This is a genomic window from Bacillus sp. SKDU12 (genome assembly GCF_010093085.1).
In the GTDB taxonomy this organism is placed as follows: Bacteria; Bacillota; Bacilli; order Bacillales; family Bacillaceae; genus Bacillus; species Bacillus mexicanus.
Window position 1 is genome coordinate 41,200 of sequence record NZ_MSRC01000001.1, and the last position, 14,330, is coordinate 55,529.

The window sequence follows — 14,330 nt, forward strand, 5'->3', positions numbered from 1 at the left end:
GACATCCCCCTTTCTATTTTTGAAGCCGGTATAGCGCCTCATTCCATTTTAATTCGTGCTTCAGCTTGTGAACTGTCGTATCACGGGAAATAAGCACACTTTCGATCCCCGCCATTTCTGCCCAATCAAGCATTTGCTCCGCGGTCAGTTCATAAGACAAGCAGGTGTGATGTGCGCCGCCGGCTAAAATCCATGCCTCTGCCGCTGTTTTCAGTGACGGCTCCGGCTTCCAGAGAACACGGGCCACAGGCAGATTCGGCATTTCTTTTTCAATTTCCTGTCCGTTAACCTCATTCAAAACAAGGCGGAAACGCCCCCCGATATCAACAAGGCTTGCTTGAATGGCTGAACCGCTGATGCCGTTAAATACAAAACGCGCAGGATCCTCTTTACCACCGATTGAAAGCGGATGAACTTCAATTTTAGGCTGATCCAAAGCGACAGTCGGACACACTTCAAGCATGTGTGAGCCCAGAATCATTTCATTTCCCGGTTCAAAATGATACGTATAATCCTCCATAAAGGATGTCCTTTTTCCTTCAGCCATGATTTTCATTATCCGTACAAGAGCTGCGGTCTTCCAATCTCCCTCACCTGCGAACCCGTAACCTTTCTCCATCAAGCGCTGTACGGCAAGTCCCGGCAGCTGTTTCATTCCGTGCAGCACTTCAAACGATGTTGTAAAAGCTGTGTAACCTCCTTGTTCCAGAAAAGCGGTTAAGCCAAGTTCAATTTTCGCTTGTTCTTTAATGGACGCTGCCTTTACTTTGTCACGTTTTGTCTCCTCACTGATCATATAAAGCCTGTCATACTCCGCATACAGTGTCTCAACCTCGTCGTCCGTAATGCGGTTGATCACTTCTACAAGGTCTCCGATGCCATATCCGTCAACCTGCCAGCCAAATTGAATATGCGCCCCCACCTTATCTCCGTCCGTGACCGCGACGTGACGCATGTTATCTCCGAATCTGGCAACCTTTATATGTCTGCTTTCATTTAATGCAGCCGCCGTATCCATCCACTGGGAAATTTCTTTCTTCACTTCTTCATCATTCCAATAACCGGCAATAACTTTTCGATTCAGACCCATTCTTGAGTTGATATAACCGTACTCACGGTCGCCGTGTGCCGATTGGTTGCTGTTCATAAAGTCCATGTCAATCGTACCCCAAGGAATATCGCGATGATATTGAGTATGCAAGTGCATAAGCGGTTTTTGATAAGAGGAAAGGCCTTCTATCCACATTTTCGCGGGAGAAAATGTGTGCATCCATGTGATAATCCCGGCGCATGTCTCACTGTACTCCGCTTCTCTTAACAGCTGTCTGATGGTTTCCGATGAGGTGACGACGGGCTTATGCGTGATTTTATATCTGGAAGAAATCCCGCTGAGCCCCTCACAAATGCTTTCCGCATGCTGGTCCACCAGTTTTAGCGTCTCTTCCCCGTATAGGTGCTGGCTTCCTGTTACAAACCAGAATTCAAAAACTTTTGCCTGAAGCATGTTAACTGCCCCTTTCCTATTAGATAAAACGCTTTCAATTCCAGAAAAAAGATACGTATCAATAATAAAATATAAGTCTATAATAATTAATTTGTACGAACAATTACATTATAGTAATTGACTATTTTACTGTCAATCTTTTCTTTTTTAAAAAAGACGGGGCCTAGCCCGGCTTTTGGACGGCAAGCTCGAGCTCCGATACAAATCATTGATGACAAGCTTCGAAATGCCGTTATCCTTGGCATCATAAAGCATGACGAACAAGGATTTTTTCCGTTCAATATTCTGGCCGCCAGAACCTTTCCATTGGTCATTGCCAAAATCTAAAATGGTGTCTCCGCTTTCCAGCATGCTTTTCCGGTCTTATCAAGATAAGGGCCTGTCATGCTTCTAGATCTTCCGCAAACAATTTTGTACGTATTGTTTGCTCTGTCACAGGATTTTTTAAATGAAACATTCATTGGACAGACAAAAAAGAACCCGCCTTCATTAGGCGGATTCATCCGTATCTTTATTGGTACGTAATCTCATCAACCGTTTTCCGGTCTAATTTCTTAATGACTTCTGTAATTAATTTGACCGCATTTTCATAATCGTCACGGTGCAACATGGCCGCGTGCGTATGAATGTAGCGGGTTGCAATAGTGATAGACAGCGCCGGCACACCATTTGCCGTTAAATGGATGGATCCCGAGTCTGTTCCGCCCCCTGCAATGGCATCAAATTGGTATGGAATGCCTGCTTCTTCTGCGGTAGCAACAACGGCATCGCGCAACCCTTTGTGAGAGACCATAGATGCATCGTAAATGATAATCTGCGGGCCTTTGCCCATTTTGCTTTGTGCTTCCTTCTCGGAAATGCCCGGCGTGTCTCCTGCTATTCCGACATCAACACCAAATGCAATATCAGGCTGAATAGTATGTGCAGCCGTTTTCGCTCCCCTTAGACCGACTTCCTCTTGCACGGTTCCGACGCCGTATACAATGTTTGGATGATCTGTGTTTTGTAAGTTTCTTAACACATCAATGGCAATCGCACAGCCGATGCGGTTGTCCCAAGCCTTCGCCAGTAAGAATTTTTCATTATTCATGACCGTAAATTCAAAATGGGGAACGATCATGTCTCCCGGGAGCACACCCCATTCCAAGGCTTCATCTCGGCTTGAAGCACCAATATCAATAAACATCTCTTTTATCTCTATTGATTTTTTTCTCGCTTCAGGAGATAAAATATGCGGCGGCTTAGAGCCGATAACCCCTGTGATTTCGCCTTTTTTCGTTACAATAGTGACACGCTGGGCCAGCATGACCTGCGCCCACCAGCCGCCGACGGTTTGGAAACGGATGAAGCCTTTATCAGTGATTTGTGTCACCATAAAACCGACTTCGTCCAAATGCCCGGCAATCATAATTTTCGGCCCGTTTTCCGCACCTGTTTTTTTGGCAATTAAACTGCCCAGCCGATCTGTTGTCACCTCATCAGCAAATGGTTCTATGTATGATTTCATCACTTGCCTTACTTCTCTCTCATTGCCCGGTATGCCTTTTGCATCTGTTAAATCTTTCAGCATGGTCAATGTTTCATCTAATTTTGCCATGTTCCAAAACCTCCTTCATCAGTCCTATCTTCTTATTATACAAAACCTGGCGCTAACCATACGACTATTTCACTTGAAAATCGGGTATATGTTTAAAAAAAGTGAAACTTTTTTCTATGCTCTTCGTATTACATCAGATCACCACAATAAGGGAGGTGCCTTCACACAATGTTTGCCTTGGCTTTAAGGATCATATTCCTTGCACTTTTTGCTTATTGTATTTATGCCGTAGTCAAATATGCCGCAAACCCAAAGAGAAGGCTGAAGCTGGCCCAATCAAAAGAAGATTTTTATATGATTGATGAACAGAACAACGCTCGTAAGAACTTTCAACTGACGTATAAAGGCGTGCTTTTTGAAGGAGAAAAACATATTCCTTCCAAAGATCATCCGCTGTTTATCCACACTATCTTTGTCTGGACAGAATCTCCTGAGGAGCTGAAGCGTTTCTCCGCAAAAGATTTTGAGAACATCGAAGAAAAAGTGCTGGAACGTTATCCGAATTGTAAGATTGACTGGGACCAGCCGATTAAACTCGCAAAAAAAGCAGAAGAGCGCTAAAGCGCTTTTCTGCTTTTTATAAATCAAACGGACTGTAATACATACCGATCAAAATCGCTTCAATTATCAAAAGAAGCGGCACTCCATATTTAAAAGACGCATGCTTCGTTTTATGTCGGAAGGTTTGCATGCCAAGCCAAATACCGAGCGCGCCAAACACGATCGTTATCAGCCAGAGCCGTTCTTCAGAAATTCTCCATTTGTGCTGCTGCGCTTTTCGTTTATCAGCGCCCATCACCCAAAAACCGCACAAATTTATCAGCACCAGATAGACAGCAATAATCATGTGGCCTCATCCTTTATATAAAAAAGCCGCTCTGCTGGAGAGCGGCCCTGTATGATTACTTGTTTAATTGAGCTTTAGCAGCATCAGCAAGCTGATTGAATGCAGTAAGATCATTTACAGCAAGATCAGCAAGCATTTTACGGTTTACTTCGATACCAGAAAGCTTAAGACCGTGCATTAAACGGCTGTAAGAAAGACCGTTCATACGAGCAGCTGCGTTGATACGAGTGATCCAAAGCTTACGGAAATCACGTTTTTTCTGACGACGGTCACGGAAAGCGTAGTTTCCAGATTTCATGACCTGCTGGTTTGCTACTTTGTATAATCTATGTTTTGAACCGAAATAACCTTTTGCTAATTTAAGAACCTTTTTACGACGCTGACGCGACACAGTTCCGCCTTTTACTCTTGGCATAAAATTTCCCTCCTAATTGTTCCTTGTCCGATTACTTGATGTTAGCAAGCTGTTGTTTGATGCGTTTGAAGTCTCCTGCGCTTACAACAGCACTCTTGCGAAGCTTACGCTTTTGCTTTTGAGATTTGTTGGCGAATAAGTGACTTGTATATGCGTGAGAACGTTTTAACTTCCCAGAACCTGTCTTTTTAAAACGTTTAGCAGATCCGCGGTGAGTTTTCATTTTTGGCATGGGATTTCCTCCTTATTGCTTTTCGTTTTTCGGCGCGAGCATTAAGAACATGCTGCGGCCGTCCATTTTTGGTTTTGTTTCGACAGTCGCAACGTCAGCACATGCTTCAGAAAAACGGTCTAACACACGCTGGCCGATTTCTTTATGAGTGATTGCGCGTCCTTTAAAGCGGATAGAAGCTTTTACTTTATCGCCTTTTTCAAGGAATTTAATCGCATTTCGCAATTTCGTATTAAAGTCATGCTCATCGATTGTCGGACTTAATCTAACTTCTTTTAAGTTAATGATTTTTTGATTTTTGCGTGCTTCTTTGTCCTTTTTCTGCTGCTCGAATCTGAACTTACCGTAGTCCATAATGCGGCATACAGGCGGTTTTGCATTCGCTGCAACTAACACAAGGTCAAGATTTGCGCGGCCGGCGATTTCAAGTGCTTCCTGACGGGACTTGATTCCAAGCTGGTCGCCATTTTGTCCGATTAAACGGACCTCACGTGCACGGATACCCTCATTAACCAATTGATCTTTGCTAATAATGAGCCACCTCCATAGTTTCTTCGAATTGATTCACAACTCATTTTGACTGCATTCTGCAGGCAAACAAAAAGTGTGGGCGTTATAAAACACCCACACTACGAACATCTGTATCAATAAAAATGTACGGTCAACCTGCCAACTACATGCATGTGTCAATCAGGTGAGAAGCGGGTGCTTCTGCTTGTGATTTATATTCAATTCAATAACTATTCTACACAATACCGGACTTTTAGTCAAGAATGACTTATCCGGAACAACTTTTATATTGTAACATGGGTTTTCTAGGAGCGCAAGAGCGCAAAAGAAAATCTTTCAGCCTGTTCACTGAATAAGATCGATTCAGCGAGCAGTATCTCATATCCGCTCCTTGAAATAAGCTGATTTTCTGTTCACACACCCAGCAGCTGAATTCAGTCATGACCGGAGAGGAACACCTAAAGAACCAGTCATCTCTCCCCCATCCTTCTCATTATGATCACGGTTTCCTATTTAGATATATCGATCCGGAATACGCACGAAAAAGCCAAGGCTCGCAGGCCTTGGCTTATCCTCCGATCAGCTGGATGAACAAAGGGATGACTAAAACCGTCACCACGCCCACTACGACAACCGCAATACTTGCCATCGCAGCTTCAACTTCCCCCATCTCAATTCCGACAGCTACACCGAGTGCATGTCCGGACGTTCCGAGGGCCAATCCTTTAGAAATCGGATTTTTCACTTTAAACACCTTCAAGAATAATGCTCCTAGCGCATAAACAATAACAGCGTTAAAAATGACCGCAAAGGCTGTTATGTCACTGATGCCTCCGATGTCTTTTGAGAGCGGAAGCGCAATTGCCGTTGTAGCCGCCTGCGGAAGCATGCTTTTCATAACTGCCGCATCGAGGTGAATACCTTTTGCAAGCAAATAAACAATCGTGACTGAGCAGATAGAGCCGACAATAATGGAGGACATGATTTGCCACCAATATTTTTTCAGCTTATCTCTTTGTTTGTATAACGGAATAGCAAAGGCGATTGTCGCAGGCTCAAGGAAAAACTTAATGATTTCCCCCCCGTTATGATAGTCCGCGTAGGAAAAGCCGCCAATTTTCAAAAATGCGATCCCAAGCACCATGGCAACAAACAGAGGAGTGAAAAGGAAAAAGCCTTTCGTTTTCTTAAATAAAAAGGTGCCGATACCGAACGCTGCAAGCGATACGACAATACCGAAATAAGGACTCATTGTGCTTTCCATCTGATGAACCTCCTGTTTCCTTAATGATGAGCGAGTTCTTTATTGTTCGGCGGGTTTTGCGCTGTTTTTGTTTTCATGTCCGCTGCGGTCTCGCGTTTTCTGCTCAGCGAAAGAATCAGCTGTGAAAACAATCCCGTAGCCCCAAGCAAAATGATCGTGGCGAGCAGAATGACAAGAACAATTTGCAGGCCGTATTGCTGCATGACGCCAAGTGAATTCATAACAGATATACCAGACGGGACAAATAAAAATCCGATCAGAGAGGTTAAAGACGTTCCGAGTGTTTCTACTTGTTCCAGTTTAATGACTTTTAAGCATAATAGGAGAAATAATAGTACCAGCCCTACAACCGATGCCGGAATAGGTATCGGGACAATAGCGGCAATCATATTTGAAACCAGCATAATGACGGCAAAAATAAATGCTTGTGTTAAAAACCCGTACACTTTTTTAGCACTCATTTTCTTCACCTCTTTCTCTTTTGTTCCCTCATTATAAATAAGAATCTCTCCTTATGAAGCGCTTACAAGATAACATGCCGAATAGCGGCACTGAGTTGCAGAATCAAATGGCTGAAATACAAAAAGCCGCCCATCAAATATGGAGCAGCTTTTTCAATTCCTTCGCATATGTCCGGCTGACCGGTATTTTTGATCCATCTTTCATGATCAGGTTGTATGTTGAATTAAACCACGGCTGAATTTCTTTAATATATTCGGTATTGACAACAAAACTCCGATGGACGCGGATAAAATCAGCATCAGGCAGCTTTTTCTCAATCATAACGAGCGTATCGCTGACCGTGTAAGATGTATCAAAAGTTTTTACATTCACATGACGCTCTTCCGTTCCGGCATAGATAATGTCCTTCGTATCTACGATCACAATTGATTCTCCGACAGACAATGCGAGTTTATGCTGGCCGGTATGGCTGCCCTGATCTGCTTCAACGTTATCCCGATTCCCTTTTTTATATTTTTTCAGCGTTTGCTGAATTCTTTCCTCATCGAAAGGCTTTGTTAAATAATCAAGCGCATCCACCTCAAACGCTTTGAGCGCATATTGGTCATACGCTGTCGCAAACACAACAGCAGGAGGATGCTTCATTTTCTTCAATCGCTTTGCAATATCAAAACCGTTTTCTCCGGATAAATCAATGTCTAAAAATAGAAGATCAGGCTTTTGATCCATCATTTGGTCAAAAGCAGATTCAATATTTTCCGCTTCAGTAAGCTCTATTTCCTCATTGGTCCGCTTGAGCAAGTAAGCCAGTTCATCTCTTGCCAGCACCTCATCATCAACGATTAACACCCTGAGCATGTTCATTCTCCTTCTTGCATTTGTTTCATTGGCACTTGAAAGGACACCTCTGTCCCTTTATCAACTTCACTCCTGAGATGAAGCGCAGCCCGCTGCCCGAATAAACCGATCAGCCGCTGATTCAGATTATAAAGCGCTGTACCGGTTCCCTCTTTAGACGGAAATGGTTTCTTTCCTAGCTCCTGCAGAACATACGACGGAATTCCCCGTCCGTTATCCGTCACCTTCATATAGACGGATGTATCATCAGATTGAACACAAACCGTAACTTTGCACTTGTCTTGTTTTTTCGGAAACGCGTGCCGAAGCGCGTTCTCCACAAGCACCTGCAAAACAAACGGCGGGATTTCGATATGCTCCAGTCGTCTGTCGATGTTGAACTCAATCTTATATTTCCCGGGAAAACGCGCCTGTTCTAATGACAAATAGGCGTGAAGATGGTTCATCTCCTTTGAGAGCGGTATCAGCAGCTGTCTCGCTCCTTGAAGGTTTGAACGAAAATAAACACTGAGCTGTATTAAGAGCTTACGGGTTTTTTCCACATCCGTGCGGCATAACGCAGAAATCGTGTTGATCGCATTAAATAAAAAGTGCGGATTCACCTGTGCTTGAAGCGCCTTGATTTCAGCATCCTTGAGAAGCTTGCTTTGCAGCTCTGCTTCCCCAAGCTCAAGCTGTGTTGAAAACAGCATGGCCAGTCCTTCAGCAAGCTCCTCCTCTACTTGGTTCAGGCCTGCCGGGCTTTTAAAGTACATTTTTAAGGTGCCGATTGTTTTGCCGTTTGATGTCAGCGGCAGGACAATCGCCGCGTGCAAAGGACATTCCGCATGCGTGCATTCTATCTCTTCCTGTGACGCCGCCTTCATGATTCTCCCTGTTTTAATCACCTTTTTGGACAATCCGGTGATCAGGCTTTTTGATGGAATGTGATGATCTATTCCCGCGCCGACATGCGCAAGGATCTTCTCTTTGTCAGTGAGAGATACCGCATCTGTTCCCGTCAGCTTATGGATAATAGCCGCCACACTTTTACAGGAGTTTTCATTGAGACCTTGGCGGAAAAATGGAAGCGTCTGGTCAGCAATCGTCAGCACTCGGTGTGTTTCAAGCGCTCTTGCCTGCTCTTCCTTGCGAATGATCGCTTGAATAATGGACAGAAACACAAAACTGCCTGTTCCATTGATGAGTATCATTGGAATTCCAATCATACTGACAAGCTCCCAAGCATGATGAAGCGGTTTCGCCATCAGCAAAATAATCACCATCTGCAGGGACTCCATGCCGATTCCCACAAGAGCGGCAACGCGGGGTGTCGGCATTCGGTAGCGCTTCGTAAAATATCTGCCGATCAAACCTGCAAGAATACCTGCTAAAACGGATGATACCGCACAGCTGAAGGCCGTGCTGCCGCCGAGCGAAAAACGATGCAGCCCCGCCAGTATACCAATTCCCGCCCCTACATACGGGCCTCCGAGAAGCCCCCCTATTTCCACCCCTAAAATACGGGTATTCGCGATTGAGCCTGATGGATCTATGGCAAACACCCAGTCATTGTTTACAATCATATTTTTTTGGATTTCAATGCCTGTATAGTTGCTGATCATGCTGAAAAGAGAGAAAATAGAAATTAAAACCGCTTTTCCTTTATAGCCGTCCTGCTGTTGCAGCGCTTGTCTGAAAAGCTTCGTATGGGCAAGTATGAACCCCAATATAACGATAATTCCTACCCTCTCAAGCATCATAATCATTAAATGGATCATACATGTCACCTGTTCTTTCCGCTTTCATTCTAGCATGTTTTCGATTCACAGCTGACTGTTTTTTTAAAATCATCTGAAAACATATTTCGCAAGGCTTTCATCTATTGTAAAATAAAACGTGAGCTTTTTGACAGAAAGATTTGAATCTGAAGCAGAGGAGAAGATCATGAAAGCCGTATTTTTTGATTTAGACGATACACTACTTTGGGACGAAAAAAGCGTCAGAACTACATTTGCAGCAACTTGTTTACAGGCAGAAAAAAAATATGGCCTTGATCCGCGGGCTTTCGAAGAAGCTGTTCGTAAAGCGGCAAGAGAATTGTATATGTCATATGAGATGTATCCATACACAGTGATGATCGGCATAAATCCGTTTGAAGGACTGTGGTCCAATTTCTCAGAACCGATCAGTGAAGGCTTTCAAAAGCTGAACAAGATTGTGCCGGAGTATAGAAAAAACGCATGGACAAACGGACTGAAGGCACTTGGCATAGATGACCCCGCATACGGCGAATACTTAGGCGCGTTTTTTGCGGAAGAGCGCAGAAAGCGCCCGTTTGTATATGAGGAAACATTCGCTGTGCTTGATCAGCTAAAAGGCAGATATGAATTGCTGCTTTTGACAAACGGCGATCCGAGCCTGCAAAAGGAAAAGCTCGCCGGCGTGCCGGAACTCGCCCCTTATTTCAATGAAATCGTCATTTCTGGCGCTTTCGGCAAAGGCAAACCCGATGTTACCATTTTTGAACACTGCCTTCAGCTGCTGAATATTGAAAAAGAACATGCAATCATGGTCGGCGATAATTTGAACACTGATATTTTAGGCGCTTCAAGAGCTGGAATCACAACCGTTTGGATCAACCGTACGGATAAGAAAAATGAAACCGATGTGACGCCAGATTACATCATTAGTAGCCTTCATGATTTGTTTCCTATATTAGAGAAATAAAAAAAGCATGATCTCTTCAATGAGATCATGCTTTTTTATGTTATTTTTTCGCCTCGGCTACTGCCTTTTTCACAAAATCATCAAGTGAAATGGTTTCAGAGTTTTGCTCTCCGTACTTACGGACATTTACCGCGCCGTTTTCTGCTTCTTGATCACCGACCACAAGCATGTACGGGATTTTTTGCATTTGCGCTTCACGGATTTTGTAGCCGATTTTTTCATCACGGCTGTCAAGTTCTACGCGCAGACCTTCACGCTGCAGGCGTCCCTGCACTTTTTTTGCATAGTCTAAATGCACAGTCGGAGAAACCGGGATGACTTGGAATTGAACCGGTGCAAGCCATGTTGGCAGTGCGCCTTTATGTTCTTCAATTAAGAAGGCAACAAAGCGTTCCATTGTTGATACGACACCTCTGTGAATCACAACAGGACGGTGCTGCTTGCCGTCTTCGCCGATATAAGTCAGATCGAAACGTTCAGGCAATAAGAAGTCGAGCTGGACTGTAGACAATGTTTCTTCTTTGCCGATGGCTGTTTTTACCTGAACATCAAGTTTAGGGCCGTAGAATGCCGCCTCACCTTCTGCTTCGTAATAGTCATGGCCGATTTCGTCCATTGCCGCTTTCAGCATAGATTGCGCTTTGTTCCACATTTCATCGTCATCAAAATATTTCTCTGTATCTTCTGGATCACGGTAAGACAGGCGGAATGTGTAATCACTTAGACCGAAATCTTCGTATACATCTTGGATTAAACGGACTGTACGGATAAACTCATCCTTAATTTGATCCGGGCGCACAAAGATGTGTGCATCATTTAACGTCATTCCGCGCACACGTTGAAGTCCTGACAGCGCACCTGACATTTCATAGCGGTGCATCGTTCCAAGTTCCGCAATACGAATTGGAAGTTCACGGTAGCTGTGAATGTCTTGTTTGTAAATCATCATATGGTGCGGGCAGTTCATCGGACGCAATACAAGCGTTTCATTATCCATTTCCATCGGAGGGAACATGCCTTCTTGATAATGATCCCAGTGTCCTGATGTTTCATACAGCTCTTTGCTTCCGAGCACTGGTGTGTATACATGCTCATAGCCGAGGCTGATTTCTTTATCGACAATGTAGCGCTCGATGACGCGGCGGATTGTCGCGCCTTTCGGCAGCCAAAGCGGCAAGCCTTGTCCGACTTTTTGAGAGTTCGCAAACAGTCTTAATTCTTTGCCGAGCTTTCTATGATCGCGTTCTTTCGCTTCTTCAAGCATGCGAAGATGCTCTTCAAGATCAGCTTTTTTGAAGAAAGCTGTGCCGTATACGCGCTGAAGCATTTGATTATTGCTGTCACCGCGCCAGTATGCGCCCGCAAGACTTAAGAGCTTAAACTCTTTTATTTTCCCTGTGGAAGGAACATGCACGCCGCGGCACAGGTCAAAGAATTCGCCCTGCTCATAGATCGAAACGGTTTCTCCTTCAGGGATTGCATCCAACAGTTCAAGCTTCAGGTCGTCGCCGATTTCTGCAAAGCGGGCTTTCGCTTCTTCGCGGCTGACTTCTTTTCGAACGATCGGAAGGTTCGCATTGACGATTTTTTTCATTTCTTTCTCGATCTTCGGCAGATCCTCCGGCGTAATCGCCTCTTCCATTTCTACATCATAGTAAAAACCGTTTTCGATGACTGGGCCGACTCCGAATTTCACATCTTTGTATATGCGTTTAATCGCTTGAGCCAGCAAGTGAGCCGTACTGTGGCGCATAATTTGAAGACCTTCTTCGGAGCCTTCTGTAATGATTTCCACTGTACCGTCTTCATTGATCGGCGTTCTTAAATCGATTTCTATTCCGTTCAGTTTTCCGGCTAATGATTTTTTCTTTAATCCCGGACTGATGGATGCCGCGATATCTTCTGTTGTTGTTCCTTTCGCAAACTCCTTGACTGCTCCATCAGGAAATGTGATTTTCACCATATCTGACATCTAGGTCACTCCTTTTTTTGCATATAAAAAACCCCGCCCCCTATGAAAGGGACGAGGTTGAATAAACGGAATCGTGGTTCCACCCTTTTTTCCGCTAAGCCAATAACTCCGGCTCCTGCGGCTCTAAGCTCTGTAACGGGAGTTCCCGTCAGCCATTACTGCCCCTTATCGAGGGGTTCACAGCTGAAGTTCAAAGGCGGTAAAGCGAATGGTCCTTAGCTAGGAAGCTTGCAGCCTGGGCTTCCCTCTCTTTGAGCCGGTATCATTCCTTCGTGTCCTTATCAATACGTGTGTCTTTCTTAATCTTCTATGTATTATAAATTGTTCATTCCAAAAAATCAACACGATCACATTTTCTTTTTTCAAACCGACAGCCTTATATTTACAGGCTGCCGGCTCTTATCCTTCTGAGTGCTTCACAGGTATGTCTGCGTCTGAAAAAGTGTGGAGTGGAAGCATTTCCATTCGCTCGAGAAATATATTTTGAATGGTTCTTGCCATCAGATGCTCCGGCTGATCGGTATAAAGAACCACTTCATCAGGCGCAATGGATATCAGAGGCGCGAGCAAATGAGAATCAATATACATAGGATGATCCCGGACGAATCGCCTGTCTATGTATTTCATTTTTTCCCGTTCCGGCATATAGCGCAGCTCCCATAAGGTAAAGGTACCATCATGGACAATATGCACCTTTTTGATTCGCGGCTGTTTGGCCATTACATAGTCTCTGAGTGTTTGAATAAAGTTTTGATATTCCTGTTCTATCTTATATTCATCTATCGCCGCTTCCGTGATGTCTCTCAGCTGCTTGTAGTATTGTCCAAGCCGGAAGGTCTGAAAGGAACGAATGGAAAATACGCCTTCCTCTAAACCGATCGTTTGAAGTTCACTCAAAATAGCTTGTTTCCGCGAAAGCTTTAGCGGCTCAATCGCGTCCGCCTCTCCTTCAATTATACTGTGTGCGAGCTGCAGGATCTGCTGCTGTTCATCATTGTCTGTGAAACAATATGTTTCCTCAATCAATGACAGCATATGCTCGTCTTCTTTGCACTCCAAAAAAAACTCGACCAGAATCGGCTCCATAAAACGCTGAATAGAGAAAGCCGGCTGCGCTTTTTCAATCCCAATTTTTTGCATGCCTTCCCGGACAATGATATTGTGCCGATCGTCCGAATGCTGAATGAGATGTAAAAAAGCGGCTGCATCATGGTCATCTTCGAAGATTATTTCAAGCATGTTTGTCCCCCCTTACGGCATCTGTTACAAGTATATGGGGGATGTTTTTAAAATAGACGTAAAGGTCATTGGCAAATCTTAATTTGATTCTTGAAACAAGCTTTTCATTTTCTTTTTGAAGATAAACGGCAGTGAAATAAAAACGATATACAAAAAGAGCACCATAAAAAAGGCAGGCAAATTGCCTGACAAAAAGCTCGCCCCCAGCACATTAAGCGCGATGGTCCCTGGGATGATCCCCGCAGCCGTCGCCGCAAAATAGGACAGCGCTTTGACATTAGAAAGGCCCGCCGCATAACTGACGAAATCAAAATTGATCGGCAGGATTCTTAAAAGAAAGATATAAAAAAAGCCGTGATCCTCCATTTGCTTCTGAATGGCTTCCAGCTTTTCGTACTGGCCATTCTTTTTCGCGACAAATAGACCTGCTGCAAAAAACGATACAGCAGCAGCGCACATCGATCCGAACAACGTATAAAGCGTACCGAGGAGCGGACCAAACGCAAGGCCGCCCGCTACAGAAATAACAGACACTGGAAATAAAACAAGCGGCCTGACGACGGATATTCCGATAAACATCAGAGGAGCAAAAACCCCAAAAGACAATACCCAAACTCTGATCTCTTTCGGCGATACATTCAAATACCTTTTATTTCCCCAAAAGATTAAACCAACAATAGCCAGCAACGCCAGCCATTTAAGAACGTTTTTTCGTTTCATA

At 44.2% G+C, this 14,330-nt stretch carries 14 protein-coding genes, 2 pseudogenes and 1 other annotated feature; of the genes and pseudogenes, 2 read left to right on the forward strand and 14 right to left on the reverse strand.

Translation table 11 applies throughout. The features are described from left to right. Window positions 1-13 precede the first annotated feature (13 nt). The 3 genes and pseudogenes from araA to BTW01_RS00205 all read right to left on the reverse strand — a co-directional run bounded on the left by araA (window position 14) and on the right by BTW01_RS00205 (window position 3,101). Window positions 14-1,504: an L-arabinose isomerase gene (gene araA, locus BTW01_RS00195; RefSeq protein WP_162101055.1), complete on the reverse strand. Its 1,491-nt coding sequence runs from the start codon at window positions 1,502-1,504 to the stop codon at window positions 14-16. Between the two features lie 147 nt (window positions 1,505-1,651). Next, a pseudogene (locus BTW01_RS18590) lies at window positions 1,652-1,962 on the reverse strand (arabinan endo-1,5-alpha-L-arabinosidase); the annotation flags it as partial. Window positions 1,963-2,015: 53 nt separating this feature from the next. Next, on the reverse strand, window positions 2,016-3,101 hold the full coding sequence (locus BTW01_RS00205; protein WP_162101057.1) for a M42 family metallopeptidase: 1,086 nt from the start codon (window positions 3,099-3,101) through the stop codon (window positions 2,016-2,018). Between the two features lie 168 nt (window positions 3,102-3,269). On the opposite strand from BTW01_RS00205, the gene BTW01_RS00210 reads away from it, so the two are divergent. Next, window positions 3,270-3,662, forward strand: a complete 393-nt coding sequence (locus BTW01_RS00210; protein ID WP_162101058.1) for a sigma-w pathway protein ysdB — start codon at window positions 3,270-3,272, stop codon at window positions 3,660-3,662. Between the two features lie 16 nt (window positions 3,663-3,678). On the opposite strand, the gene BTW01_RS00215 is transcribed toward BTW01_RS00210, so the two are convergent. The 8 genes and pseudogenes from BTW01_RS00215 to BTW01_RS00250 all read right to left on the reverse strand — a co-directional run bounded on the left by BTW01_RS00215 (window position 3,679) and on the right by BTW01_RS00250 (window position 9,449). Beyond that, the gene (locus tag BTW01_RS00215) at window positions 3,679-3,948 is read right to left on the reverse strand and encodes a DUF1294 domain-containing protein (protein WP_162101059.1); all 270 of its coding nucleotides are present in this window, start codon (window positions 3,946-3,948) and stop codon (window positions 3,679-3,681) included. A gap of 55 nt (window positions 3,949-4,003) precedes the next feature. Continuing rightward, entirely contained in the window at window positions 4,004-4,363 is a 360-nt protein-coding gene (gene rplT, locus BTW01_RS00220; protein WP_162101060.1) for a 50S ribosomal protein L20, read from the reverse strand. 31 nt (window positions 4,364-4,394) lie between these two features. Beyond that, a complete protein-coding gene (gene rpmI, locus BTW01_RS00225) occupies window positions 4,395-4,595 on the reverse strand; it encodes a 50S ribosomal protein L35 (protein WP_003184267.1) in 201 nt (66 codons plus the stop codon). Between the two features lie 12 nt (window positions 4,596-4,607). Beyond that, the gene (gene infC / locus BTW01_RS00230; RefSeq protein ID WP_082022621.1) at window positions 4,608-5,129 is read right to left on the reverse strand and encodes a translation initiation factor IF-3; all 522 of its coding nucleotides are present in this window, start codon (window positions 5,127-5,129) and stop codon (window positions 4,608-4,610) included. A gap of 58 nt (window positions 5,130-5,187) precedes the next feature. Further along, window positions 5,188-5,318: a sequence feature (ribosomal protein L20 leader region), on the reverse strand. Between the two features lie 355 nt (window positions 5,319-5,673). Continuing rightward, window positions 5,674-6,369 carry an antiholin-like protein LrgB gene (lrgB, locus tag BTW01_RS00235; protein WP_162101061.1) on the reverse strand — a complete coding sequence of 232 codons (696 nt, stop codon included), beginning with the start codon at window positions 6,367-6,369 and terminating at the stop codon, window positions 5,674-5,676. A 20-nt stretch (window positions 6,370-6,389) separates the two neighbouring features. Continuing rightward, a complete protein-coding gene (lrgA, locus tag BTW01_RS00240) occupies window positions 6,390-6,830 on the reverse strand; it encodes an antiholin-like murein hydrolase modulator LrgA (protein WP_162101062.1) in 441 nt (146 codons plus the stop codon). A 133-nt stretch (window positions 6,831-6,963) separates the two neighbouring features. After that, on the reverse strand, window positions 6,964-7,689 hold the full coding sequence (locus tag BTW01_RS00245; RefSeq protein WP_162101063.1) for a LytR/AlgR family response regulator transcription factor: 726 nt from the start codon (window positions 7,687-7,689) through the stop codon (window positions 6,964-6,966). Next, window positions 7,667-9,449, reverse strand: a pseudogene (locus BTW01_RS00250) (LytS/YhcK type 5TM receptor domain-containing protein). The gene BTW01_RS00245 and the pseudogene BTW01_RS00250 overlap by 23 nt, the downstream one beginning before the upstream one ends. 166 nt (window positions 9,450-9,615) lie before the next feature. Here BTW01_RS00250 and BTW01_RS00255 point away from each other — a divergent pair. Beyond that, window positions 9,616-10,398 (forward strand): HAD family hydrolase, encoded by a 783-nt coding sequence (locus tag BTW01_RS00255; protein ID WP_162101065.1) that lies wholly within the window; start codon window positions 9,616-9,618, stop codon window positions 10,396-10,398. Between the two features lie 40 nt (window positions 10,399-10,438). Here BTW01_RS00255 and thrS read toward each other — a convergent pair whose 3' ends face one another. The 3 genes from thrS to BTW01_RS00270 all read right to left on the reverse strand — a co-directional run bounded on the left by thrS (window position 10,439) and on the right by BTW01_RS00270 (window position 14,329). Continuing rightward, window positions 10,439-12,370, reverse strand: a complete 1,932-nt coding sequence (thrS, locus tag BTW01_RS00260) for a threonine--tRNA ligase (RefSeq protein ID WP_162101066.1) — start codon at window positions 12,368-12,370, stop codon at window positions 10,439-10,441. 399 nt (window positions 12,371-12,769) lie between these two features. Next, the gene (gene ytxC, locus BTW01_RS00265; RefSeq protein WP_162101067.1) at window positions 12,770-13,609 is read right to left on the reverse strand and encodes a putative sporulation protein YtxC; all 840 of its coding nucleotides are present in this window, start codon (window positions 13,607-13,609) and stop codon (window positions 12,770-12,772) included. A 78-nt stretch (window positions 13,610-13,687) separates the two neighbouring features. Continuing rightward, window positions 13,688-14,329, reverse strand: coding sequence for a TVP38/TMEM64 family protein (locus tag BTW01_RS00270; protein ID WP_162101068.1), 642 nt, complete (start codon window positions 14,327-14,329; stop codon window positions 13,688-13,690). Window position 14,330: the final 1 nt, after the last annotated feature.